Genomic DNA, 24383 nt, shown 5'->3' on the forward strand with positions numbered 1-24383 from the left:
AAGTGTCTAGGTTAGTTGCATAGGCCCTCGACTCTGTCCTGAAAAAAAGTCAAAGGCGGGATTGGTCAAGGCGCTTACGCCTGTTCCTTTATAAAGGGAATTTTGCACTTAGATTAATGTCTAGCTCCAGCGCCTAGCCCCTCGAGTCGTATCGGTCCGCCCAATGAAGTCAAAGAGCAACTTCAATGGTCGGCCCTCCAACGCTTGTCGGGACTGGTCAAGGCGCTTACGCTTTTCGCTTTATAAATGTATGAACTTTTTGAACTAAGATTAATGTCTAGCTTCAGCGCCTAGTCCCTCGAGTCGCTTCGGTCCGCCCGATGAAGTCAAAGAACGACTTCACCGGTCGGCCCTCCAGCGCTTGTCGGTACTGGTCAAGGCGCTTACGCTTTTCTTATAGGAGGGCTGTATATGGAAAAGCTGCAGGTCCAGTTAACTGCCATATTGAATTTGTTGAATATAAAGATTTTCAGGGTTTTGTTATTTTTGCTGATTGGTGTTGTGATGTATTCAGCGATGTACAGCAATGTAAAACCTGAAAAGCTTAATTTGGAGTTATTCTCTGTGGCGGAGAAAACCATCAGGTCGCCTATTACCATCGAGGATAAGGAAAGCACGGAAGCGAACCGCAGGGATGCTGTCGAGCAAGTCAATGATGTTTACAGAGTCAAGAGTGAATATGCTCAGAACAGGGTGGATTTAATCACTTCCATTTTCGGCTCAGTTTCAGAAGTCAATAATGAAGTGCAGGAAGAGATCAACCAGAAGAAGAAAACAGCTGAAGAAGCAGGTGTGGAAGATGCTCCTGTTCCTGAAGGTCCTTCAAAAGAAGAAAAACTGGCTATGTTAAAAACGAAGTTGACTGAGAGTGAAACAAAAAGTTTATCAGACGAAGTGTTCATTGCTTTGCTTCAAGCACCGAAGGAAGAATTGCTGGTTGCCAAGGACCTTACGGTTACGGCAATTAATAATACGATGAAGCACAGTGTTCCAGCAGATGAGGTGGAGAATGCGAAGTTAAATGTAGAGGAAGAATTGAAGTATACCAGTTTAAGCAGCAGTTTAAAAAAAGCTGTGATTGAGCTTGGCCGCTATGCAGTCGTCCAGAATGAATTCTACGATCCGGAAGCAACTGAAGATCAGCGCCAGCAGGCTATGGACAGTGTGGAACCTGTCAGGATCCTTGAAGGTCAAATACTTGTCGATGAAGGCCAGCTCATCAGCAGGGATGTCTATAAAAAGCTCCAGCTTGTAGGTCTGTTAGAAAGTGAAAACTCCTATAAGCCTTTTATCGGGCTGGCTATGCTTGTAGCTTTGATTCTTTTTTCCTTGTTTGTTATTTTTAACGAAATGGAAAACGTGGATAAAAAGCAGAAGAATCTTTTGATTTTCAGCATCATATTCATTACTTCCATTCTGTTGATGAAGCTTGTCAGTCTATTTGATGAATTCGAGTACTCGGAGATTGGCTATCTTTTTCCGGCTGCAATGGGAGCAATGCTGATCAAGATGCTGATTAATGAAAGACTGGCTTTGTTTCAAATGGCAATCCTGGCCGTAACAGGATCAATCATCTTTAATGAGGGGATAACTGGAACGCTGAATGTTACCATCGGAATCTATATTTTAATCAGCGGCCTGACGGCAATTTTATTTCTGCAGAAACAAAATCGTCGTTCGAAAATCCTTCAGGCAGGAATGTTTGTATCGGTGGTTAATCTGGTTGTGATCCTTTCGATTTTGTTTTTAAGGAACAGCCAGTATTCTGGTCTGGAATACGGTTTTTATTTTACTGCTGCATTTGTTTCCGGAATCGTTTCGGCTGTTTTGACAATCGGTTTGCTCCCATTCTTCGAAGCAGGGTTTGGCATTCTGTCAACATTAAGGCTGATCGAGCTTTCCAATCCGAACCACCCGCTCTTAAGAAAAATTCTCACAGAAGCTCCGGGTACTTACCATCACAGTGTCATGGTTGCCAACTTATCAGAGGCGGCTTGTGAGGCAATAGGAGCGAACGGGCTTCTGGCCAGGGTCGGATGCTATTATCATGACATCGGAAAGACGAAACGCCCGCAATTCTTTATTGAAAACCAGATTAATATGGATAATCCACACGATAAATTGCCGGCTTTGACAAGCAAAAATATCATTATCGCCCATGCTACTGACGGAGCTGAGATGCTTCGTAAGCACAGGATGCCAAAAGAGATCATTGATATCGCAGAACAGCATCATGGTACAACTTTGTTAAAATATTTTTATCATAAGGCGAAGCAAGGCGGGCATGAGGTGAAAGAAGAGGATTTCCGTTATCCAGGACCGAAGCCGCAAACAAAAGAATCTGCAGTCATTGGGATTGCGGATAGTGTGGAGGCTGCAGTGAGATCAATGGCGCACCCGACACATGAGCAAATTGAAACGCTTGTACACAATATTATTGGGGACCGGTTGCAGGATGGCCAGCTGGGTGAATGTGATATCACCTTGAAAGAGCTGGATACCGTCGCTGATACGCTTTGTGAAACACTAAAGGGAATCTTCCATTCTAGAATTGAATATCCAGAAATGAATAAGCAGAAGGTGAAGCAGGCATGAGTTTAGAAATCGATTTTTTGGATGAAGTAAATGAATTATCTGATCAGGAAATAAATGAAATAGAAAAATTATTGAATTATGCGGCAGAGAAGGAGAATGTCCAGGAGGGCAGTGAACTTTCCGTAACATTCGTGTCGAATGACAGAATTCAGGAAATCAACCGTGAATACCGTGACAAGGATCGGCCGACAGATGTCATTTCATTTGCTCTTGAGGAAATGGGTGAAGGAGAGTTGGAGATTGTGGGAGTGGATATGCCAAGGATCCTGGGTGACATCATTATTTCCATTCCAAAAGCTAGGGAACAGGCGGAAGAATATAACCATCCATTCATGCGGGAACTTGGCTTCCTTGCGGTCCATGGCCTCCTGCATTTATTAGGCTATGACCATATGAATGAACAGGATGAAAAACAGATGTTTGACAGACAAAAAGAAATCCTGGATGGGTTTGGGCTTGGCCGCTGATAAACAGAGGAAGCATACACTTGCTTCCTCCTTCAAATTTGGTTTCGAGGGAATCGCAGAAGCGGCAGCAAAAGAACGAAATGTCCGAATCCACATAACGATCTCCGTTTTGGTCATTATAGCGGGATTTGTTTTTTCGATTAACAAGTTCGAATGGATTGCCATCATATTATCCATTGGCGGCATGATCTCGATGGAAATGATGAATACGGCAATAGAAAGAACGGTTGATATGTATACGAAAGAATATCACCCGCTTGCCAAGCAGGCCAAAGATATCGCTGCCGGTGCCGTCCTGGTTTTTGCGCTTGCAAGTGTCATGATTGGAATTCTTATTTTTCTGCCAAGATTATTAGCATGGTTTAATTAGTTGTCCGTTTAGGGCAACTTTTTTTATCATGATAGTCCTATGAAAAATACGATTTGCCCTGGCGATCTCAACAAAAGTTTTTTGATGTTTTTTTAACCATATTAGACTTTATATCATTTCAACTTCGAGAATTGTCCAGCTCCAGCGCCTAGCCCCTCGAGACGTTTCGGTCCGCCCAATGAAGTCAAAGAACGACTTCACTGGTCGGCCCTCCAACGCTTGTCGGGGCTGACCAAGGCGCTTGCGCTTTTCTTATTGTCCAGCTCCAGCGCCTAGCCCCTCGAGACGTTTGTCTAGCTGCGGCTCCTAACTCCTCGAGACGTTTCGGTCCTGTCAATGAAGTCAAAGAGCGACTTCACTGTCAGGCCCTCCAACGCTTGTCGGAGTTGGGCAGTCGCCTCCGCTTTTCGAATTGTCTAGTGTCGCCGCCTAGAAACTCCGAAACTTCAACTCCGCCGGCAGAAGCAAAAAGCGCTTCTTTGTCGGAGTCTCCAGTTTCTGCGTTTCTGGACAGTCGGCTATACTTTTCGAGTTCGGTCCGCCCAATGAAGTCAAAGAACGACTTCACTGGTCGGCCCTCCAACGCTTGTCGGGGCTGACCTAGGCGCTTGCGCTTTTCTTATCATGTTTGAACAAATTTGAAAACAGGGAAAAACTTAAGTAAAATATCATCACAGTGTAAAAACAATGCTTGTATGTTTTTAGAAAATTTAAAATTTTATATTTCATTTTTGCTACAAACGATGAAATCACACTGAAAATAAGTTAAAATAAAGTGGAGAAGGGAAATACAGTATGAATTTTAATAATCAAGGCAGTAACAACAAATCTCACAAATCAGGCTTCATTTCCATTATCGGAAGACCTAATGTAGGAAAGTCGACCTTTCTTAACAGGGTGATCGGGCAAAAGATTGCGATCATGAGCGATAAACCGCAAACGACCCGAAATAAGGTGCAGGGTGTCCTTACGCTTGATGATTCACAGTTGATATTCATAGACACACCAGGAATCCATAAACCAAAGCATCGTCTTGGCGATTTCATGATGAAGGTAGCACAAAACACATTGAAAGAAGTGGATCTGGTATTGTTCATGGTCAATGCCCAGGAAGGATATGGACGCGGTGAAGAATTTATCATTGAGAAACTTCAGAATGTAAAAACACCCGTTTTCCTTGTCATCAATAAAATCGACCTGATCCATCCTGATGAGCTAATCAAACTAATTGAGTCCTACAATGAAAAGTTCAATTTTGCTGAAATTGTTCCGATATCTGCTCTTGAAGGAAACAATGTCGAAAAGCTTCTCGAGCAAATCAAGGTGAGAATGCCGGAAGGGCCACAGTTCTATCCCGCTGACCAGGTAACGGACCATCCTGAACGTTTCATTGTTTCTGAATTGATCAGGGAAAAAGCACTGCATTTGACAAGGGAAGAAATTCCTCATTCGCTTGCTGTTGTCATTGAAAAAATGGAACGCCAGCCGGAAAAGGAAATGGTGCATGTCATGGCAACTATTATTGTTGAAAGGGACTCCCAGAAGGGAATCATCATTGGCAAGCAGGGCGGTATGCTGAAGGAAATCGGTAAAAGGGCACGTCATGATATCGAGAATCTGCTCGGTACGAAAGTGTTTCTGGAATTGTGGGTAAAGGTGCAGAAGGATTGGAGAAACAAAGCTACACAGCTTCGTGACTTCGGATTCAGGGAAGATGAGTATTAAGCCTGTTTGGCGAATGCTCCCTCATTAACATATTAACGGTCCGCAAATATTATTCATTAATAGGATTTACAATTTTTACGTGACATGAAAATCTGATTGACAGGCTATGATATTCATAAGGATTTGGGATAGATAAATTGCTAGTGAAAAAACGAAAGGTGGGGTTTTCGATGTTGGATTTTACCTGGAAGGTGTTTTCGCAGACAGGTAACATTGACACATATCTTCTCTTTAAGGAATTAGAGAAAGACGATCAAGAAATACCCGGTTATCAGGAGGAAGAACTAGCAGAAATTGATTTTCCAATCTCATAGGTTTGTCTGTAGTAATGGATGGTGACAAAAAATGCTGCAGAAATGTGAAGGCATTGTCATTAGAACGACAAGTTATGGCGAGAACAATAAAATAGTTACCTTATATACAAGGGAATTTGGTAAAGTTGGTGTGATGGCAAGAGGTGCTAAAAAGCCTAATAGTAGGCTTTCTGCTGTCACCCAACTTTTTACTTACGGACAGTTTCTTTTTCAGGCAAGTTCAGGTCTGGGCAGTCTGCAGCAGGGGGAAATGATTTCATCAATGAGATCGATCCGGGAGGATATTTTCCTTACTGCGCATGCCAGCTATATTGTCGATTTGACTGATAAAGTGACGGATGAAAAGAAATCCAACCCATTTCTGTTCGAATTGCTTCTTCAGACGCTGAATTTCATGAATGAAGGCTATGATATGGAAATTCTCACTTTTATTTATGAAATGAAAATGCTGAATGTCCAGGGACTCTATCCTATTCTGGACAAGTGTGCAAATTGTGGCAATACAGAGGGTGAGTTCAATTTTTCAATCAGGGAGGGCGGTCTGCTGTGCCATCGCTGTTTTGAAATGGATCCATACAGGATCAAGACCACGCCAGGTACTGTAAGGCTGCTCCGCTTATTTTACTTGCTGGATTTAAGCCGTCTTGGCAATATATCAGTTAAGCCAGAAACGAAGCTTGAGCTGAAAAAGGTTATTTCGGCATATTACGATGAATATTCTGGACTGTATTTAAAAACAAGGAAATTCCTCGATCAAATGGATTCTTTCAGGGACCAACTGTAACTATTGACATTGCATTCTCTTTTCGCTATCATTCAAATCAAAAGCTTTTCTTATTTGCCGATGGATCATTGTAAGCCATCGTACAAGGAAAAGATTTCATCATAATTACATATGTTGCGGTGAAGGAAAATAGTACTTAAATCCCTCTGTATTAGCGAGTCCGGGTATGGTGTGAGCCGGATTGCAGAAATTAAGGAAGGCGTTCCGGAGCGACATCGAATTTAAAGAGGCTGCTCTTTGCAGCAAATAGGGTGGAACCGCGGGTAAACTCTCGTCCCTATGCATGAATTAGATGCATAGGGGGCGAGAGTTTTTTTATTTGGATATAGGTTATTCACAGAAAAATGATTAGAAAACTCGATTCAAAATTTTCGGAGGTGTTTAAAGATGAATATCCAGAATATGATTTTAACATTGCAAAAACATTGGTCTGAACAAGGATGCGTCCTTATGCAGGCATATGACACCGAAAAGGGTGCCGGAACGATGAGTCCATACACATTTTTAAGGGCGATTGGACCTGAACCATGGAATGTCGCGTACGTTGAGCCATCACGCCGCCCAGCTGATGGCCGCTACGGAGAAAATCCAAACAGGCTTTATCAGCATCATCAATTCCAGGTGATCATGAAGCCGTCACCGGACAATATCCAGGAACTGTACCTTGATTCGCTAAAAGCATTGGGAATCGATCCCCTTGAACATGATATCCGTTTTGTAGAAGACAATTGGGAAAATCCATCACTAGGATGTGCTGGTCTTGGTTGGGAAGTATGGCTTGACGGGATGGAGATCACGCAATTCACTTATTTCCAGCAAGTAGGCGGCCTGGATTGCAAACCGGTATCCGTTGAAATTACTTATGGAATCGAGCGTCTTGCATCCTATATCCAGGACAAGGAAAATGTCTTTGATTTGGAATGGACAGAAGGTTTTACTGTAAGAGATATATTTGGACAGCCAGAATATGAACACTCAAAATATACGTTTGAGACATCCGATAAAGATATGCTTTTTAATCTTTTCAGCATTTATGAGAAAGAAGCAAATCGCCAGATGGATGAAGGTCTTGTCCATCCTGCCTATGACTATGTCCTGAAGTGTTCCCACACTTTTAACATTCTAGATGCCCGCGGAGCGATATCCGTAACTGAAAGGACCGGCTATATTGCCCGTATCCGAAATCTTGCGAAGAAAGTAGCGAAAACTTTTTACGAGGAAAGAGAGAAATTAGGCTTCCCAATCATTAAACGGAAGGAGCAGGTGGAAAATGACTAAACGTGATTTATTACTTGAAATCGGTCTGGAAGAAATGCCTGCAAGATTTATTACTGACTCCATAAACCAGCTTGCTTCCAAGGTGGAGAAGTGGCTGAACACGAATAATATCGGCTTCGAAGAAATCAAGCTTTATTCCACACCGCGAAGGCTTGCATTGCTTGTCCTGAATGTTGATGAGCGTCAGGAAGACAGTGAGGAAGAAGCGAAGGGCCCTGCTAAAAAAATCGCTATGGCTGAAGGTGGAGAGTGGTCTAAAGCAGCAATCGGCTTCACACGCGGCCAGGGATTGAGTGTTGAGGATATTTATTTTAAAGAAATCAATGGTGTTGAATATGCTCACGTAAAGAAATTCATCAAAGGGAAGGAAACCTTTGAATTGCTTGTAGAGTTGAAAGGGATTATATCTGGACTGACATTCCCTAAAAATATGCGCTGGGCCGATCGTGAGCTTCGTTATGTACGTCCGATCAAATGGCTTGTTGCGATGTTTGGAAATGAAATCATTCCATTTGAAATCGCTGGTGCTGAAACTGGCAGCACAACCAGAGGCCATAGGTTCCTTGGGGAAGGAGAGATTGTCTTATCCAATCCTCAGGAATATGAAGAAGCATTATTAGGGCAATATGTAGTTGCTGATGCTCAAAAGCGCAAAGAGGCGATTATTTCACAGCTCGAAAAAATCGAGGAGGAGAATGGCTGGGCAGTTCCGGTTGATGAAGATTTGCTGGAAGAAGTCAATAACCTCGTTGAATATCCAACAGCCTTATATGGCCGTTTTGAAGATGAATTCCTGGAAATTCCGAGCGAAGTCCTGATCACTTCCATGAAGGAGCACCAACGGTACTTTCCGGTGAAATCAAAGAGCGGCGACTTGCTGCCTCATTTCATTACAGTCAGAAATGGTGACCACCTCCATATAGAAAAAGTAGCTCGCGGAAATGAGAAAGTTCTTAGGGCGCGACTCGCGGATGCAGCATTCTTCTATAGAGAGGATCAAAGAATGCAGATTGATGCAGCATTGGACAAATTGAAAAATGTTGTATACCACGAAGAGATTGGAACGATTGCTGAAAAGTCAGAACGTGTTCGCAAGCTTGTAGGCTTGATTGCTGATAGAATGGAGTTTTCGCCTGAAATCTTGAAAAATGCTGATCGGGCAGCCCAAATCAGCAAATTCGACCTGGTTTCTCAGATGGTCTATGAGTTCCCGGAACTGCAAGGGATCATGGGTGAAAAATATGCCTTGCAAAAAGGTGAGAAACCAGAGGTAGCAGCGGCAATCAATGAGCATTATATGCCTCGCAACGCAGAAGATTCAATTCCAGGGTCTCCAGCTGGAGCGTTGGTTGCGATTTCGGATAAACTGGATACCATCGTGGCGTTCTTCTCACTTGGCATCATCCCAAGTGGCTCCCAGGACCCTTATGCTTTGAGAAGACAGGCAACAGGGATTGTCCAGACGCTGATTGAAAAGAAATGGAACATCTCACTGGAAAACCTTGTAGGCCTATCGCTAAATCTTGTAACAGAAGCAGGAATCATCAAACGAAATGACGAAGAAGTGTATCACGACCTTATCCAATTCTTTAAGCTGAGGGTCAAGCACTTGCTGCAAGAGCGAGGCATCCGCTACGATTTAATCGATGCAGTACTTGGCGGTGAAATAGGTATTGTGTCAAAACTTATTGAAAAAGCGGATACTCTCCAGGATGCCAGCAGGAATGAAGGCTTCAAAGAAAGCATCGAGGCATTGAGCCGGGTTCTGAACATTGCAAGCAAGAAAGATGTACTAGGTGATATCGATCCTGAGATATTCGAAAGCGATTATGAACAAAAGCTGTACGAAAAGTACCTGGATCTTGGCAAGAAGGCTGAGGACGGAATGGACGCAGCCTCCTATTATCAGTTACTGGTTGACATCAAGCCGGCAATCAATGACTATTTCGAGCATACGATGGTCATGGCAGATCAGGCCGAACTACGTGAAAATCGCCTGAATCAAATGGCAGCACTCGCGGTGTTAATCATGAAACTTGCGAAAGTAAATGATATTGTAGTCAAGTGATCATCCGCTGATCAATCGATGCAATTGAGTGCCTTCCTTAAGGGGAAGGCACTTTAACAACTATGATCTTGTAGAAATCGTCATAAAGCTGTAAAAGGTTTTGAAAATTTATCTCTTCTGTTTACCTCTTGTGGTATATAATTATTTTAATAGCGCAATCTCAGGAGCGTAATAATTGATTTCATGAGGAAGCACAATCGTAGTTTGATTGTGAGATTTGAGAAACAGTGCGAGAACCAGCTATATTAAAATCTCCCGATGGGTGGTGAGGACAATCGAACTGAATAAACGCCAGGAGCAAATTCTGCAAATCGTAAAAGATAATGGACCAATCACAGGTGAGCATATTGCTGAAAAGTTAAATCTGACAAGAGCTACGCTCAGGCCAGACCTTGCCATCCTGACGATGTCGGGATATTTGGATGCCAGACCACGTGTTGGTTATTTCTATACGGGCAAATCTGGTAATCAGCTGCTTTCAGAGAACCTAAAAAAAATTCTCGTCAGAGATTATCAGTCTATCCCGGTAGTCGTCCCTGAAAATGTATCTGTATACGACGCAATCGTTACGATGTTCTTAGAAGATGTCGGCACTTTATTTGTGGTCGATAAAGGTTCAAAGCTAGTAGGTGTCCTTTCTCGCAAAGATTTATTGAGAGCAAGCATCGGAAAGCAGGAGCTGACGACCTTGCCGGTTAATATCATCATGACAAGGATGCCCAATATAACTGTTTGCCGCCGTGAAGACCTGCTTATAGATGCTGCCAAGGAATTGATTGAAAAGCAGATTGATGCCCTTCCAATCATTAAAGATACCGATGATGGATACGAGCTAGTAGGAAGGTTGACCAAGACAAACATTACAAAGGCTTTCGTAGCCTTGGCTGAAGAATAAGAAGCAAATAGAGAAGGGGTTGGTCAAAGATGAGTAAAACACCTATTATTTATGTGGTTTCTGATTCAGTCGGCGAAACAGCAGAGCTTGTTACGAAGGCTGCCATTAGCCAATTCGAGCATTTGGATGTTTCACTTAAAAGGTTTCCTTATGTGGAAGATAAAGTACATATTGATGAAGTTATTGCGATGGCGAAGCATGATGGAGGGATGATTGCGTATACATTGGTCAAGCCTGATATCAGCGATTACCTTCAAGAGTCTGCTGCAAAGGAGGGCATCTATGCCTGTGACATTATTGGCCCGCTCATGCAGCAAATACAGGTCCTTAGTGGCGAGACCCCTTTGTATGAACCTGGTCTTGTCCGGAAACTGGATGAAGATTATTTCAAAAAAGTCGAAGCAATTGAATTTGCAGTAAAATACGATGACGGGCGAGACCCAAGAGGAATACTGAAAGCGGATATCGTCCTCGTGGGAGTCTCACGAACATCAAAAACCCCATTATCACAATACCTGGCCCACAAACGCTATAAAGTCGCGAACGTACCGCTTGTACCTGAAGTGGATCCGCCAGAAGAACTCTTCCTTGTTCCAAAGGAAAAGTGTTTTGGACTGAGAATTACGCCTGATAAGTTGAATCAAATTCGACGAGAGCGGCTGATTTCGCTTGGTTTAAACGATCAGGCAATCTATGCCAATATCGAAAGAATCAAGGAAGAGATTGAATATTTTGATGGGATTGTTGAAAAAATAGGGTGTCCAGTCATTGATGTAACGAACAAAGCGGTTGAAGAAACAGCAAATGTCATCCTGAATATGGTCCGTAACAAGAAAATGGACGAATAGCACATATTTTTTATGTGCTTTTCTTTTTGACGGTTCTCTTTACTGAATTAATGCATTAGCCAAGAAAAAATAATGGAAAAATAGGCTTTCTTATACTATAATAAAAAATTGTGATAAAAATGTATCTGTTTAGGTTTAGACTGGACAGATTACGAATAAACTATTTACTATCAGTTGTCAAGATATTGACCGCGAAAAAATTCGACAAAATTCCCTTAAAAAAATCCATTCCTTAAGAAGGAATATGCGGAGTGATGTAGAATTAATACTAGTAAAATCAACAGTCAGACCCTTTTTGTTGATGCAGACTCTTGCCCGGTTATTAAGGAAATTGTCGAAATTGCTTCGAAGTATTCCATCGAAGCTGTTTTTGTGGCCTCATATGCTCATATGAAGAACGATCTTCAAGGGCAGAACTGGGTTTTTGTCGATTCTCATAAGGAGGCTGTAGACCTTTATTTAATGAACCACGTGAAAAAAGGTGATTTTGCGGTGACGCAGGACATTGGTCTTGCTTCTACGCTTATTGCGAAAGGGGTTTATGCCATCTCTCCAAGGGGAAATTTATTTGAAGAAAAGGACATTCAGACTGCTCTTGACTTAAGATATCTTTCTGCGCGGGCACGAAGGCAAGGATCCTATGGAAAAGGGCCAAAGCCCTTTACTGAAAGAGATAGGGAAAAGTTTATAAAGGAATTGAACAAGCTTTTATTGAATTTTAAGGTATGTTCAACGAATCACAACTAATTAGAGGTCATGCTTATGGCAGAGAGGATTGCCGAGGAAAAAGTAAATGAAATCCGGCAAGCGGTTGAAATAGTCGATGTCATTGGTGATTATGTCCAATTGAAAAAACAAGGCCGCAATTATTTTGGGCTTTGTCCATTTCATGGGGAAAACTCTCCGTCATTTTCAGTTTCACCTGATAAGCAGATTTTTCACTGTTTTGGTTGTGGAGCCGGCGGGAATGTCTTTTCATTCCTGATGGATATCGATGGTCTGTCGTTTCAAGAAGCTGCAGTGAAGCTCGCGGAAAGGGCTAACATTGAACTGAAACTTGAAGGTCAGGCTGCAGGCAGAAATCCACAACTGCCTGAAGGTTCCAAGCAGATGATTGAAGCGCATGAACTATTGCGTAAATTCTATCATCATTTGCTTGTAAACACAAAAGAGGGTCAGGATGCCCTGGAATATCTTCTGAACAGAGGATTCACACAGGAGTCAATTGACACCTTCCAGATTGGCTATGCGCTGCCATCATGGGATTTTGCGGTTAAGCTGCTGGAGAAACGGGGATTCTCGCTCGAAATGATTTCCAAAGCAGGATTGATCATTCAGCGGGAAAACGAAGGTACCTACTTTGACAGGTTCCGGAACAGGATCATGTTTCCGATCCTGGATCATCAGGGAAATACGATTGCGTTTTCAGGGAGAGCAATGGGGGACGAAGAGCCCAAATACCTGAACAGTCCCGAAACGCAAATCTTCAATAAAAGTAAAATTTTATATAATTTTCATCTCGCCCGCGGCTCAATTCGAAAGCAGCAGCAGGCTGTACTTTTCGAAGGCTTTGCCGATGTTATTTCCGCTAACCGTGCAGGCGTAGAAAACGGTGTTGCCACAATGGGAACATCTTTGACCGAGGAACATATTTCCTTGCTCAAAAGAAACGTTCAAGCTGTAACGGTTTGTTACGACTCGGACAAAGCTGGTATTGAAGCAGCATTCAGGGCGTCAAACATGCTGTCAAAAGCAGGGGTTTCTGTCAGGGTTGCCATGATGCCTGATGGAATGGATCCGGACGATTTCATAAAAGTGCATGGCGAGGACAAATTCAGGAACGAAATAATTGGTTCCAGTGCCACTTTGATGGCATTTAAATTAATATATTATCGCCGTGGGAAAAACCTTCAGAATGAAGGAGATCGACTTCAATATATCGAAGAAGTACTTAAAGAAATAAGTACACTCGATAAAGCAGTCGAAAAAGACCTGTACTTGAGGCAGCTTGCGACTGAGTTTTCGCTTTCTTTAGATGCATTGATCCAGCAGCTCAATCAGTTGGTTCAGGTATCGGCTCCAAAAAAGCAAAATCAACCGCGACCGGAATCAAGACCTGTAAGCTATACAAGGAAGACGGAACTAAAGCCTGCCTATCATACGGCCGAAAGGCGAATGATCTTCCATATGATGAAAGATGCCGATGTGGCATATAAGGTTCAGGAGCTGCTTGCAGGAAATACATTGAACATTGATGAACACCAGGCTATTATTACTTATTTATTTGCATACTATGAAAAAGGACATGATCCTGACCCGGGAGCGTTCTTAAATTATCTTCAGGATAATAAGCTAAAAAGGGTCGTTGCTGATATTGAAATGATGCCTCTTAATGAGGAAATCAGTGACCAGGAATTATCTGATTATATCAAGCAGGTCTTGAATTATCAAAAAATGTTAAAAATAAAGGAAAAAATGGCAGAACAAAAACAGGCAGAACGACAAAACGATTTCTTGCGCGCTGCGGCGATTGCCACTGAAATTATCCAATTGCGCAAGACCTTATAGAAGCTTATGCTGATTGTTTTTGATTTTTGGAAGGAGGGGGACATATGGCTGAAAAGTCAGCCCGTTCTAAAGAAGTCACCGAAAATGAAGTGACAGTTGAACAAGTGAAAGACCAGTTAACAGCAATTGGCAAGAAAACAGGTGTCCTTGCTTATGATGATATCGCAGAAAGGCTATCAAGCTTTGATCTTGATTCCGATCAAATGGATGAATACTATGAGTTCCTTGGTGAACAAGGGATTGAACTCGTAGGTGAAAGCGATGAGGTTGAAGACCCTGACATCAAACAGCTTGCAAAAGACGATGAAGAATTCGACCTGAATGACTTAAGTGTCCCGCCGGGAGTAAAGATCAATGACCCGGTAAGGATGTATCTAAAAGAGATTGGCCGTGTCGACCTGCTCTCTGCAGAAGAAGAAATCAATCTGGCAGAAAGAATCGAACAAGGCGATGAAGAAGCGAAAAGACGGCTTGCAGAAGCTAACCTTCGATTGGTAGTAAGTATCGCCAAGCGTTACGTTGGCCGTGGAATGTTATTCCTTGACCTGATCCAGGAAGGAAACATGGGCTTAATTAAGGCTGTAGAAAAGTTCGATTACCGTAAAGGTTTTAAATTCAGTACCTACGCGACATGGTGGATTCGTCAGGCCATCACACGTGCCATCGCTGACCAGGCGAGGACAATCAGGATTCCTGTCCATATGGTGGAAACCATCAACAAATTGATTCGTGTGCAAAGGCAGCTCCTTCAAGATTTGGGACGCGAACCGACACCTGAAGAAATTGGTGAAGACATGGACCTTTCCCCTGAAAAAGTACGTGAAATCCTGAAGATTGCCCAGGAGCCAGTATCCCTTGAAACACCAATCGGTGAAGAGGATGATTCCCACCTTGGGGATTTCATCGAGGACCAGGATGCTACTTCTCCTTCAGAACATGCCGCATATGAGCTCTTGAAGGAACAGCTGGAAGATGTCCTTGACACGCTTACAGACCGTGAAGAGAATGTCTTAAGACTCCGTTTCGGTCTTGATGATGGACGCACACGCACTTTGGAAGAAGTGGGTAAAGTTTTTGGCGTTACACGCGAGCGTATTCGCCAAATTGAAGCGAAAGCACTTCGTAAGCTAAGACATCCAAGCCGCAGCAAACGATTGAAAGACTTTTTAGAATAGGATTGCCAAGGAATAATTTACTTTTTAAAATAAAAGTAAATTATTCCTTTTTTTATGAGCTAATATCATTTCTAAGTTCAGATCATCAATAAGACAGGATGTGCCCAAATATGGATGACCATCGCAGGAAAATCATCACCAATGAGATTAAGTACTGGAAGCAAAACAGGATGTTGCCGGAGCACTATTGTGACTTCCTTTTGAACTTGTATACAGAAGGAAGTGAGGAAGCTGAACTGCCTCAGCAAAAAAGACCGAGAAGCACTACAGGATTGGGAAGTTTTATCCTGGTAGGGTTGTTATCGCTTTCAGTTTTTTTATTTTATTTTACTGAATTGTCGCTCTTTTTGCAAACTGCCTTCATCATTTTTTTTGGAATTACGACCCTTTCAGCAGTTCTGTACATGTTGAAAAAATCTTTTTTTGATTTGATCCCATTATTAACTTCAGCACTTTTGTTATTGATCACATCAGTTCAGGCAGCTGAAATAATATTTCCTGAGCACCCCTTGTTGTTGTACATCGTTGCGGGCTTGAACTGTATATTGTGGATTGCAGCAGGGACGAAGTGGAACATGGTGAGCTTTAAACTCTCCGGAACCTTAGGGTTAATTGTCCTAGTAATTGCTATATTTATATAATTTTTAACAATTTAAAAGTTTTTAAATGTTGAGAAAATTGTTTATTCACCTTTATAATGAAGAATGTAAACGCATTCAATGTTTTAAGGGGGATGGAAATGAATTTTGATTTAATATCAGAACAAGCCATGATTAAAAGGACGATTAAAGAATTTGCGGAGGAAGAAGTTGCTCCAGGAGCGATTGAAAGAGATAAAACAAAACAATTCCCGACAGAAATCTTCAAAAAGCTCGGAGAACTAGGAATGCTGGGTTTGCCGTTCCCTGAGGAATATGGCGGAGCCGGTGCTGATACGGTTAGTTTTGCGATTGTAACGGAGGAATTGAGCAAGGCTTGCGCTTCAACCGGGATTACATACTCAGCCCATATATCTCTCGGTGGCGCACCTATCAATCTATTTGGTACAGAGGAACAGAAACAAAAGTACCTTGCACCAATCTGCTCAGGTGAATCACTGGGGGCTTTCGGACTGACCGAACCTAATGCAGGCTCGGATGCTGGAGGTACACAGACAACAGCGAAAGAAGTGGATGGAGAGTACATCATCAACGGCAGCAAGAACTTTATCACGAATGCAAGCTATGCCAAACATCTCGCAATGACAGCGATCACGGACAATGTCGATGGGAAAAAGGAAATCAGTGCGATTATCGTGCCAACCGATGCACCTGGTTTTTCTGTCATTGATAATTATGAAAAAATGGGATTGAATGCTTCCAACACGACTCAGCTTGTGATGGAGGACGTACATGTTCCGGTTGAAAACCTTCTTGGTAAAAAAGGAGAAGGCTTCAAGCAATTCCTTGTCACGCTGGACGGCGGCAGGATTGGAATAGGCGCTATGGCTGTCGGAGTGGCTCAGGCCGCTTATGAAAAAGCCTTGCAGTATGCGAAAGAAAGACAGCAGTTCGGCAGGTCGATATCACAGTTCCAGGCTATCCAGTTCAAGCTTGCTGACATGGCAATGAAAATTGAACTTGCACGCAATATGGTCTACAAGGCTGCCTGGCTGAAGGATCAAGGGCGCCCATTCTCGAAGGAAGCTTCGATGTGTAAGCTGTATGCTTCTGAGATTGCGATGGAAGTGGCTGACCAGGCTGTCCAGATCCATGGAGGCTACGGCTATATGAGAGAGTACGAAGTAGAACGTTACATGAGGGATGCGAAGCTGCTGGAGATCGGTGAAGGCACTTCAGAAGTCCAAAGAATGGTGATTGCAAGATTAATTGGCTGCTAAAAGGGTATCCTATATATGCTTTGTACAGAAAAACTTCATCAAACGATGGAGTTTTTTGTCTAAATTGTGAACAAGTGTGACAAAGTTTGCTTTTTTACTTTCCCTGTAAACGTTTTTCAAGTAAAATAATATCTGTGTGAAATCATTATTTAAGATTTGATGTTGTACATAAAGGAGGGTATATGATGAATCGTAATCCAATTATCCCGTTCGTATTGATCATGGTGATGGGGATCGGCTTGATGTTCTTGCTTTCTTTCAAGGGTGTAGGGGATTCCAAGGACCTTGCAAAGGAAAAAGAAGGCGGCGAAAAGACCGAAGAAACAGCTGAAGTGAACCCTGAGGAATTTTACCAGCAATCTTGCGCAGGCTGCCACGGAAACCAGTATGAAGGTGTATCTGGCCCAGCCTTAAAAGGTGTTGGCAGCAAGTATTCCAAAGAAGAAATTCAGGACATTTTGGTTAATGGTAAAGGAAACATGCCACCAGGAATGGCTGCAGGCAAGGAAGCAGAAATGGCAGAATGGATTGTCAATGAATTGAAGTAATCTTTAAAGGCTCTTTGCATAGCAGCAAAGGGCCTTTACTTTTTTCACTCCTGCATAATTGGACAATAGGCATCGTGTTTCATATACTTAAAAAAGCAAAATACGATTTAGTAGGTGACTTGTATGAATACTGAAAGACTCTCTGACCGGCTTGAAGCCGTTGCAAATAATATTCCCCAGGAGGCGAAGCTGGCTGATATTGGTTCTGACCATGCGTACCTTCCTTGTCATGTTGTAAAGAAGGGAGTGGTTCCAATGGCGATTGCTGGTGAGGTCGCTGAAGGTCCATTTCAATCTGCCATTGAACAAGTACAGGAAGAAAAACTCACTGACAAGATTTCAGTCAGAAAAGGGGACGGACTGGAAGTCATTGCCCCCGGAGAAGTGGATTGCATTACCATCGCCGGTATGGGCGGTACATTGATCTCAACGATCCTGGAAAAGGGGAAATCAAAATTAGAAGGAGTCAGCAGGCTTGTCCTCCAGCCTAATGTTGGCAGCTTTGCTGTGCGCAGATGGCTGATTGACAATGGCTGGGAGCTAGTCAAAGAAGAAATCCTTGAAGAAGATCGGAAAATTTATGAGGTCCTTGTAGCTGACAAGGGGGAATCGTTTAAGCCGTATCAGGATATTAACCTTGATTCTGGCATTCTGTTTGGTCCATTTTTGCTTAAGGAGAAGTCAGCAGTATTCAAGGATAAGTGGAATGCAGAAAAGCGGAATTGGGAGCGTATCCTAAAGCAGCTGGATGATGCTGTGCAAAATGATGATACAGAGAGCAAGAGGCAGGAATTGAAAGCTAAATTGAAGATGGCAGAGGAGGCGTTACAGTGAAAAAAGTGAATGGGCATGAAGTGATTCAGCTTTTTGAACAGTTTTCCCCTAAAGCATTTGCGATGGAAGGCGATAAGGTCGGTTTGCAAATCGGAGCATTGAACCAGCCCGTCGAGAATGTCCTCGTAGTTCTTGATGTAACAGAGGAAGTGGTGGAGGAGGCGATCGCCAAGAACGCTCAATTGATCATCGCCCACCATCCGCCCATTTTCAGGCCTTTGAAAAAAATCGCAACGGACACTCCTGCAGGAAGAATGATTGCCAAGCTGATCAAACATGACATCGCGGTTTATGCAGCACATACAAATTTGGATGTAGCAAAAGGCGGAGTGAATGACCTGTTGGCTGCTGCGCTAGGATTAAAGAATGCTCAAGTACTTATACCTACTTATGAAGATCAACTGAAGAAGCTTGTCGTTTTCGTGCCGGAGGAGGATGCTGAGAACCTCCGTGAGGCATTAGGAAATGCAGGTGCAGGAGCAATCGGCAATTATAGCCATTGTTCATTCTCCGGAGCGGGAGAGGGACGGTTCCTCCCAGGAGAGAATACAAATCCTCATATCGGCGAACAAGGGAAGCTTGAAGCAGTCAAAGAAGTACGTGTAGAAACTGTATTTCCCCAAAGTATGGAAAAAAAAGTCATTCAGGCTATGATAAAAACCCATCCTTATGAGGAAGTCGCCTACGATATATATCGACTTGAAAATACAGGAGAGCAACTGGGACTTGGCAGAATCGGACAGGTGGATGAGACGACTCTGTCCCAGTTTGCCGATGTTGTAAAGGAAGCTTTGGGTGTCGATAAAGTACGCGTTGTCGGTGACTTGAATGCAAAGGTGAAAAAAGTAGCTGTCCTTGGCGGTGATGGCAACAAATATTACTCACAGGCGAAATTCCGCGGGGCTGACGTCTATGTAACAGGGGATATTTATTACCATACTGCACATGACGCGCTGATGGCAGGCTTGAATATGATTGATCCGGGGCATAATGTAGAGAAAATCATGAAACATGGAGTAGCTGTTGTGATGGAAGGACTATGTAAAGAGAAAGGATACGATGTCAAGTTCATTCCATCAGAAATTGGGACAGATCCATTCACCTTTATTTAGACAGTAATTTGATTGTGGATACCTTGTTGGCATCAGTTTCGGCAGAATGATACCAGCTGCGCCCGAAACCTGTTTTGAGCACCATTCTGGCAGAGGGATATATGCCGGCCAAAAGTCGATTGGGCCTTCAGCTAGGTGATCCCACAATAACGAAAATACAAGAAAGCAGCCTGAAATTCCATTCAGGCTGCTTTCGTCCAATTATACGTTTGCCCCTGTCTTTTTGACCTTTGGAAGGATTTTGTGAAGGGGTACTTTTTTCTCTTTCATCCAGGTTGTCTCGTTTTCTTTATCAAACTGTTCGAGGAAAGTAATGACCTCTTTTGTGATCGGAGTCGGAGTCGATGCTCCTGAAGTGACTGCGACTGTGTCAGCATCCTTTACCCATTCGATATCCAGCTCGGTAATATCAGCAATCCGGTATGCTTTTGTACCAGCTATTTCTTCGGATACTTGAGCGAGACGATTTGAATTATTGCTCTTAGGGTCGCCAACGACGATAAGGACATCTGCTTCCTTAGCCTGCTCCGCGACTGCCTCCTGGCGTACCTGTGTTGCCATACAGATTTCTCTGTGGACCTCTGCATGAGGATATTTTTCTTTCACGCTTTTCATGATGTCGGCAACGTCCCACTGGCTCATCGTTGTCTGGTTAGTGACAATCAACTTTTCAGCTTGAAGATTTAAAGCTTCCACATCTGATGCCGTTTCCACAAGATGAACGATTCCTGGTGCGACACCAACTGCTCCTTCAGGTTCGGGATGGCCTTTTTTGCCGATGTAAATAACCTCGAAACCTTCCTTTTCCTTTTCCCTGATCAGGTTATGGGTGTTTGTCACGTCAGGACATGTCGCGTCGATCGAGACTAGCCCCTTTTCCTTGGCAAGCTCCCTGACTTCAGGTGAGATTCCGTGTGCTGTGAAAATAACTGTTCCGCCATTAACTTTTTCAAGGATTTCCTTGCGGTTGTTTCCATCTAATGTAATGATGCCTTCTTCCTCAAATGCATCAGTGACATGCTTATTATGGACAATCATACCAAGTATATATATTGGACGCGGCAAGCTTTTATCCAATGCAGCATTACGTGCAATGACCATGGCATCAACAACACCATAGCAATATCCGCGTGGCGATATTTTAATTACATTCATTGAGTCATCCTCCTAAGAATACACCTCTGATTCTTTCTTTTATTATATAAGACTTGCAGAAAGAATACAAAAGCGACTTTCCAGAAGGAATGAATTAACTATTTACTGATTTATATGAACAATTTTGGAGAAGAACCTGAGTTATTGCTTTGTTTTTTTATAGGCTTTTGGTGTGTTGGGGAACTAGAACCATTCTTTTTGGATTTTTGTGGTTTTTTCTTTCTTTCAACCTTTTCATTCGTCTCTGTTTCAGCCGTTTCTGTTTCAGGCGTTTGTTCATCAGCATCTGGGAGGTCTTTCAATCCTCTGTACAACTTCCACATCGAAGGCAGATTTCGGACAAGTGGACCGTATTGCTGAATCATCGGTCCGAATTGCTGTGCTGTGCTAAGAACTTTTTGAGTGTTGGTGAGAAACCCATTCAACGCAGATGGATCAGCGAGCGATTTAAGGATTCCACCGCCGGATGCTGCCCCCCGTGTTGCTGGATTTCCCCCTGATAACAAACCTGCGGCACCATTCCGCTGGTTATTTCCTTTTCCGAGTATTTTTGAAAGCAGTCCGCCGCCTTGCCTTGCACGCTGATTCCTGCCCGCCATCCGCGGTATCTGGCCCTGTGGCATCATGGGACCAGGACCAGGGCCGAATGGGTTCGAATACATCTGTTGCTGACCCATTCGCGGGCCTCCCATCATGCGGGGGCCCTGAAAGCGATTTTGCATTCCGCGCATATTCATACGGGGTCCTTGAAGCATCGTGACCCCTCCTTTCCCTATATTTCATCTCCTATTAGCGTATGCAAAAAGTCAGGAATGGTTTAAAGAAAAAAAGTCTGCTGCCAACAGGTTTGTTTTTTTTATAGGAAAGGTTAAGATAGTACTGATTGGAGATTTTCTGCAATCTTTATTATAATTACAGGATGAACCTGAAAAAGAACAGCTTTCGGAACAAGCTGTACTCCCGGATACATTGGCGGGACAGGGTAAAAGAAGGAGATTTTCAATGAGTGAAACAAAATTTAAACGTTATGAACTGAAGCCGTTCATTATAGATGCAATCAATAAACTAGGCTTTTACGAGCCGACTGAGATCCAGGAACGTCTGATCCCGACTGTGCTGAAAGGCGATAGCGCAATCGGTCAATCGCAGACAGGAACTGGAAAGACGCATGCCTATGTACTTCCGATCATGGACAAGCTAGATCCTTCCCGAAATGAAGTTCAGGCAGTGATCACTGCTCCAACACGTGAACTTGCAAATCAGATCTACCATGAAGTCTTAAAAATCGCTGAACACGCTCCGGAAGGCGAACAGATTACTGCCCGCTGCTATATTGGCGGAACGGACAAGCAAAGAACAATTGAAAAGCTTAAGACACAGCCGCAAATCGTTATAGGCACACCAGGAAGGATCAATGACCTGGTGCAGGAAAACGCCTTGTTCGTCCATACAGCCAATATTCTAATTGTTGATGAAGCAGATTTGATGCTTGATATGGGATTCATCGAGGACATTGACCAGTTTGCATCCCGCATGCCTGAAAAAATCCAAATGCTTGTTTTTTCAGCGACGATCCCTGAGAAATTAAAACCATTTTTGAAAAAGTATATGGAAAATCCGAAATATGTTCAAGTCGATCCGAAACAGGCTACTGCAGAGAAAATAGAACATATCCTTCTGCCTGCTAGGCATCGGGATAAAATCGGGCTAGTCCACTCAGCTCTTCTGGCATTCAACCCTTATCTAGGAATTGTGTTTGCCAATACGAAGAAAAAAGCTGATGAGATTGCTGATGGTCTGATTCAAAAAGGACTGAAGGTCGGCCGTATCCATGGAGACCTGAGCCCGCGTGAACGTAAACGCGTCATGAAGCAAATCAAGGACCTGGAGTTCCAATATCTTGTGGCGACTGACCTGGCCGCCAGAGGAATCGATATCCAGGGAATCAGCCATGTGATCAACTATGAGCTGCCGACTGATCTTGATTTTTATATCCACAGGGTAGGAAGGACTGCACGAGCAGGTTCCTCAGGAATTGCTCTCACAATTTATGAGCAGAGTGATGAAGATGCATTGGTGCGTCTCGAAAAAATGGGCATCGATTTTAAAAATATCGATTTGAAAAAAGGTGAGTTCACCGAAATCGAAGAGCGGAACAGACGCCTGAACAGAAAGAAGAAGGAAACTGCAGGCGAAGCAAAGGCGAAGTCGCTCGTTTCCAAGCCTAAAAAAGTAAAGCCAGGCTATAAAAAGAAAATGAAATACGAAATGGATAAGATTAAAAAGCGTGAAAGCCGTATCCAAAAAAGAAATAAATAATGGACGTTAGGGAGAGATCAAGATGTTAATTGGCTCACACGTTTCCATGAGCGGAAAAAAAATGCTGCTGGCAGCAAGCGAGGAAGCTGTCTCTTATGGAGCAAATACCTTCATGATCTATACAGGGGCACCTCAGAATACAAGAAGAAAAAAAATCGAGGACCTGAATATAGAAGCAGGCCGCCTGCATATGGAGCAGAACGGCATTCATGAAATTGTCGTACATGCTCCTTATATCATCAACATTGGGAACACACAGAATCCTGATACCTTTGATTTAGGAGTAAGATTCCTACGGAGCGAAATCGATCGCACAGAAGCAATCGGGGCTAGGCAAATCGTGCTCCATCCAGGTGCACATGTTGGGGCTGGCACAGAAGAGGGCATAAAAAAAATCATTGAAGGACTCAATGAGGTTCTGACAAGCGATGATAAGGTTCAAATCGCACTTGAAACGATGGCCGGAAAAGGTTCGGAGTGTGGAAAATCCTTTGAAGAACTTGCGATGATCATGGAAGGCGTCACCCATAATGACAAGCTGTCTGTCTGCTTCGATACTTGCCATACACATGATGCCGGTTATCCAATCGTTGAAGATTTTGATGGTGTCCTGAATGAATTCGATAAGATCGTCGGTCTGGATCGATTAAAAGTGCTTCACATCAATGACAGCAAAAATGAAGTCGGGATGAGGAAGGACCGTCATGAGAATATCGGATTTGGCCATATCGGATTTGACGCGTTAAACTACATTGTCCACCATCCGCAATTGGCACATGTACCTAAAATTCTCGAAACCCCTTATGTTGGTGAGGACAAAAACAATAAGAAAGCGCCTTACAAGCATGAAATTGACATGCTGAGAAACAAACAATTTGATGAGAACTTGCTTGAACTTATCAAGAATAGTTAATCATATAAATGAAATTAAAGCTGTGGAACAAGCATTCCACAGCTTTATTTTGTTTTATAAATGGATGCGCAATAAATTAACATGTCTGGTAATAATGCAAACATCAACATAGGGTGATGAAGGACAAAAACAGGCCGGCAAAAGGAAAAAGTGTCCATCATAAGGGTGATGACGGACAAAAACGGTCGCGCAAAAGGAAAAAGTGTCCGTCATAAGGGTGATGACGGACACATGTCTTATTTAGTGAATTTAACAAAAAGTTTGTTGACTTCTTTTGCTGTTTCAGGGCTGGTGATTCTGGCAATTTGTTTGATAAGGGCAGTTCTTTCTGAATCAATAAAGATGTTCACTTTTTTGCCTTTTAAGTATCCGGCGATTTTCTCTGCTTGTGGCCTGGTAATGGAGATGTTGAATTGTTTTGCGTATTTCAGCAGTTCATCAGCCGTAATGTTGCCTATTTTGTGATTAATGATATTTTCAAATATAGCCAAAGATCATCACTCCTTCATAGTAGGGTATGTGCCCAGTTCTGGATT

Annotated in this window: 24 protein-coding genes and 1 other annotated feature; of the genes, 20 read left to right on the plus strand and 4 right to left on the minus strand. The window is 43.0% G+C overall.

Features of this window, described 5'->3' with window-relative positions; genetic code table 11:
* Positions 1-411 precede the first annotated feature (411 nt).
* Genes AB5I83_RS01210 through AB5I83_RS01220 form a run of 3 tightly spaced genes read left to right on the plus strand, consistent with a single transcriptional unit; the run spans position 412 to position 3432 of the window.
* Positions 412-2595, plus strand: coding sequence for an HD family phosphohydrolase (locus AB5I83_RS01210; RefSeq protein ID WP_448972244.1), 2184 nt, complete (start codon positions 412-414; stop codon positions 2593-2595).
* Entirely contained in the window at positions 2592-3062 is a 471-nt protein-coding gene (gene ybeY / locus AB5I83_RS01215; RefSeq protein WP_448972245.1) for an rRNA maturation RNase YbeY, read from the plus strand. Before AB5I83_RS01210 ends, ybeY begins: the two co-directional genes overlap by 4 nt.
* Positions 3052-3432, plus strand: coding sequence for a diacylglycerol kinase family protein (locus AB5I83_RS01220; protein ID WP_448972247.1), 381 nt, complete (start codon positions 3052-3054; stop codon positions 3430-3432). Before ybeY ends, AB5I83_RS01220 begins: the two co-directional genes overlap by 11 nt.
* Positions 3433-3793: 361 nt before the next feature.
* Here AB5I83_RS01220 and AB5I83_RS01225 read toward each other — a convergent pair whose 3' ends face one another.
* Positions 3794-4000 carry a hypothetical protein gene (locus tag AB5I83_RS01225; protein WP_448972249.1) on the minus strand — a complete coding sequence of 69 codons (207 nt, stop codon included), beginning with the start codon at positions 3998-4000 and terminating at the stop codon, positions 3794-3796.
* 227 nt (positions 4001-4227) lie between these two features.
* Here AB5I83_RS01225 and era point away from each other — a divergent pair, with 227 nt between their 5' ends.
* The 15 genes from era to AB5I83_RS01300 all read left to right on the plus strand — a co-directional run bounded on the left by era (position 4228) and on the right by AB5I83_RS01300 (position 19460).
* Positions 4228-5157 carry a GTPase Era gene (gene era / locus AB5I83_RS01230; protein ID WP_167831597.1) on the plus strand — a complete coding sequence of 310 codons (930 nt, stop codon included), beginning with the start codon at positions 4228-4230 and terminating at the stop codon, positions 5155-5157.
* A 170-nt stretch (positions 5158-5327) separates the two neighbouring features.
* Entirely contained in the window at positions 5328-5471 is a 144-nt protein-coding gene (locus AB5I83_RS01235; protein WP_023627269.1) for a YqzL family protein, read from the plus strand.
* 31 nt (positions 5472-5502) lie between these two features.
* Positions 5503-6255 carry a DNA repair protein RecO gene (recO, locus tag AB5I83_RS01240; protein ID WP_448972251.1) on the plus strand — a complete coding sequence of 251 codons (753 nt, stop codon included), beginning with the start codon at positions 5503-5505 and terminating at the stop codon, positions 6253-6255.
* A 110-nt stretch (positions 6256-6365) separates the two neighbouring features.
* Positions 6366-6537 (plus strand) — a binding site (T-box leader).
* A gap of 105 nt (positions 6538-6642) precedes the next feature.
* Entirely contained in the window at positions 6643-7533 is an 891-nt protein-coding gene (glyQ, locus tag AB5I83_RS01245) for a glycine--tRNA ligase subunit alpha (protein WP_311071749.1), read from the plus strand.
* Entirely contained in the window at positions 7526-9601 is a 2076-nt protein-coding gene (gene glyS, locus AB5I83_RS01250; RefSeq protein WP_448972253.1) for a glycine--tRNA ligase subunit beta, read from the plus strand. The genes glyQ and glyS overlap by 8 nt, the downstream gene beginning before the upstream one ends.
* A 265-nt stretch (positions 9602-9866) precedes the next feature.
* Positions 9867-10496 carry a helix-turn-helix transcriptional regulator gene (locus AB5I83_RS01255; RefSeq protein ID WP_167831593.1) on the plus strand — a complete coding sequence of 210 codons (630 nt, stop codon included), beginning with the start codon at positions 9867-9869 and terminating at the stop codon, positions 10494-10496.
* Between the two features lie 29 nt (positions 10497-10525).
* On the plus strand, positions 10526-11344 hold the full coding sequence (locus AB5I83_RS01260) for a pyruvate, water dikinase regulatory protein (protein WP_167831592.1): 819 nt from the start codon (positions 10526-10528) through the stop codon (positions 11342-11344).
* Between the two features lie 339 nt (positions 11345-11683).
* Positions 11684-12091 (plus strand): DUF188 domain-containing protein, encoded by a 408-nt coding sequence (locus tag AB5I83_RS01265; RefSeq protein WP_448973852.1) that lies wholly within the window; start codon positions 11684-11686, stop codon positions 12089-12091.
* Positions 12092-12106: 15 nt separating this feature from the next.
* Positions 12107-13912: a DNA primase gene (gene dnaG, locus AB5I83_RS01270; RefSeq protein ID WP_448972255.1), complete on the plus strand. Its 1806-nt coding sequence runs from the start codon at positions 12107-12109 to the stop codon at positions 13910-13912.
* A gap of 44 nt (positions 13913-13956) precedes the next feature.
* Positions 13957-15087: an RNA polymerase sigma factor RpoD gene (gene rpoD, locus AB5I83_RS01275; protein WP_102263622.1), complete on the plus strand. Its 1131-nt coding sequence runs from the start codon at positions 13957-13959 to the stop codon at positions 15085-15087.
* Between the two features lie 200 nt (positions 15088-15287).
* The gene (locus tag AB5I83_RS01280; protein WP_448972257.1) at positions 15288-15728 is read left to right on the plus strand and encodes a hypothetical protein; all 441 of its coding nucleotides are present in this window, start codon (positions 15288-15290) and stop codon (positions 15726-15728) included.
* A gap of 98 nt (positions 15729-15826) precedes the next feature.
* On the plus strand, positions 15827-16966 hold the full coding sequence (locus AB5I83_RS01285) for an acyl-CoA dehydrogenase family protein (protein WP_448972259.1): 1140 nt from the start codon (positions 15827-15829) through the stop codon (positions 16964-16966).
* Between the two features lie 185 nt (positions 16967-17151).
* The gene (gene cccA, locus AB5I83_RS01290; RefSeq protein WP_448973854.1) at positions 17152-17514 is read left to right on the plus strand and encodes a cytochrome c550; all 363 of its coding nucleotides are present in this window, start codon (positions 17152-17154) and stop codon (positions 17512-17514) included.
* A 123-nt stretch (positions 17515-17637) separates the two neighbouring features.
* Positions 17638-18348: a tRNA (adenine(22)-N(1))-methyltransferase gene (locus tag AB5I83_RS01295; protein WP_448972261.1), complete on the plus strand. Its 711-nt coding sequence runs from the start codon at positions 17638-17640 to the stop codon at positions 18346-18348.
* Positions 18345-19460, plus strand: a complete 1116-nt coding sequence (locus tag AB5I83_RS01300) for a Nif3-like dinuclear metal center hexameric protein (RefSeq protein ID WP_448972262.1) — start codon at positions 18345-18347, stop codon at positions 19458-19460. The genes AB5I83_RS01295 and AB5I83_RS01300 overlap by 4 nt, the downstream gene beginning before the upstream one ends.
* Positions 19461-19661: 201 nt before the next feature.
* Here AB5I83_RS01300 and AB5I83_RS01305 read toward each other — a convergent pair whose 3' ends face one another.
* Entirely contained in the window at positions 19662-20615 is a 954-nt protein-coding gene (locus tag AB5I83_RS01305) for a 4-hydroxy-3-methylbut-2-enyl diphosphate reductase (RefSeq protein WP_448972264.1), read from the minus strand.
* A 110-nt stretch (positions 20616-20725) separates the two neighbouring features.
* A complete protein-coding gene (vrrA, locus tag AB5I83_RS01310) occupies positions 20726-21292 on the minus strand; it encodes a VrrA/YqfQ family protein (protein ID WP_448972266.1) in 567 nt (188 codons plus the stop codon).
* 325 nt (positions 21293-21617) lie between these two features.
* Here vrrA and AB5I83_RS01315 point away from each other — a divergent pair, with 325 nt between their 5' ends.
* Together AB5I83_RS01315 and AB5I83_RS01320 are read left to right on the plus strand one after the other, a co-directional pair.
* The gene (locus tag AB5I83_RS01315) at positions 21618-22934 is read left to right on the plus strand and encodes a DEAD/DEAH box helicase (RefSeq protein WP_448972268.1); all 1317 of its coding nucleotides are present in this window, start codon (positions 21618-21620) and stop codon (positions 22932-22934) included.
* 22 nt (positions 22935-22956) lie between these two features.
* Positions 22957-23847, plus strand: coding sequence for a deoxyribonuclease IV (locus tag AB5I83_RS01320; protein WP_167831583.1), 891 nt, complete (start codon positions 22957-22959; stop codon positions 23845-23847).
* 236 nt (positions 23848-24083) lie between these two features.
* Here the strand turns inward: AB5I83_RS01320 and AB5I83_RS01325 are convergent, their stop codons facing one another.
* A complete protein-coding gene (locus AB5I83_RS01325) occupies positions 24084-24338 on the minus strand; it encodes a DUF2624 domain-containing protein (protein WP_102263613.1) in 255 nt (84 codons plus the stop codon).
* Positions 24339-24383 lie beyond the last annotated feature (45 nt).

It is taken from the genome of Mesobacillus sp. LC4 (assembly GCF_053543455.1).

Excerpts from the sequence above, each read along its gene's own strand:
- AB5I83_RS01285 (WP_448972259.1), top strand. The coding sequence starts at position 15,827 with ATGAATTTTGATTTAATATCAGAACAAGCCATGATTAAAAGGACGATT.
- rpoD (WP_102263622.1), top strand. The coding sequence starts at position 13,957 with ATGGCTGAAAAGTCAGCCCGTTCTAAAGAAGTCACCGAAAATGAAGTG.
- AB5I83_RS01315 (WP_448972268.1), top strand. The coding sequence starts at position 21,618 with ATGAGTGAAACAAAATTTAAACGTTATGAACTGAAGCCGTTCATTATA.
- vrrA (WP_448972266.1), bottom strand. The coding sequence starts at position 21,292 with ATGGGTCAGCAACAGATGTATTCGAACCCATTCGGCCCTGGTCCTGGT.
- ybeY (WP_448972245.1), top strand. The coding sequence starts at position 2,592 with ATGAGTTTAGAAATCGATTTTTTGGATGAAGTAAATGAATTATCTGAT.
- dnaG (WP_448972255.1), top strand. The coding sequence starts at position 12,107 with ATGGCAGAGAGGATTGCCGAGGAAAAAGTAAATGAAATCCGGCAAGCG.
- AB5I83_RS01210 (WP_448972244.1), top strand. The coding sequence starts at position 412 with ATGGAAAAGCTGCAGGTCCAGTTAACTGCCATATTGAATTTGTTGAAT.
- era (WP_167831597.1), top strand. The coding sequence starts at position 4,228 with ATGAATTTTAATAATCAAGGCAGTAACAACAAATCTCACAAATCAGGC.
- AB5I83_RS01295 (WP_448972261.1), top strand. The coding sequence starts at position 17,638 with ATGAATACTGAAAGACTCTCTGACCGGCTTGAAGCCGTTGCAAATAAT.
- recO (WP_448972251.1), top strand. The coding sequence starts at position 5,503 with ATGCTGCAGAAATGTGAAGGCATTGTCATTAGAACGACAAGTTATGGC.
- AB5I83_RS01320 (WP_167831583.1), top strand. The coding sequence starts at position 22,957 with ATGTTAATTGGCTCACACGTTTCCATGAGCGGAAAAAAAATGCTGCTG.
- glyS (WP_448972253.1), top strand. The coding sequence starts at position 7,526 with ATGACTAAACGTGATTTATTACTTGAAATCGGTCTGGAAGAAATGCCT.
- cccA (WP_448973854.1), top strand. The coding sequence starts at position 17,152 with ATGAATCGTAATCCAATTATCCCGTTCGTATTGATCATGGTGATGGGG.
- glyQ (WP_311071749.1), top strand. The coding sequence starts at position 6,643 with ATGAATATCCAGAATATGATTTTAACATTGCAAAAACATTGGTCTGAA.
- AB5I83_RS01260 (WP_167831592.1), top strand. The coding sequence starts at position 10,526 with ATGAGTAAAACACCTATTATTTATGTGGTTTCTGATTCAGTCGGCGAA.
- AB5I83_RS01235 (WP_023627269.1), top strand. The coding sequence starts at position 5,328 with ATGTTGGATTTTACCTGGAAGGTGTTTTCGCAGACAGGTAACATTGAC.
- AB5I83_RS01305 (WP_448972264.1), bottom strand. The coding sequence starts at position 20,615 with ATGAATGTAATTAAAATATCGCCACGCGGATATTGCTATGGTGTTGTT.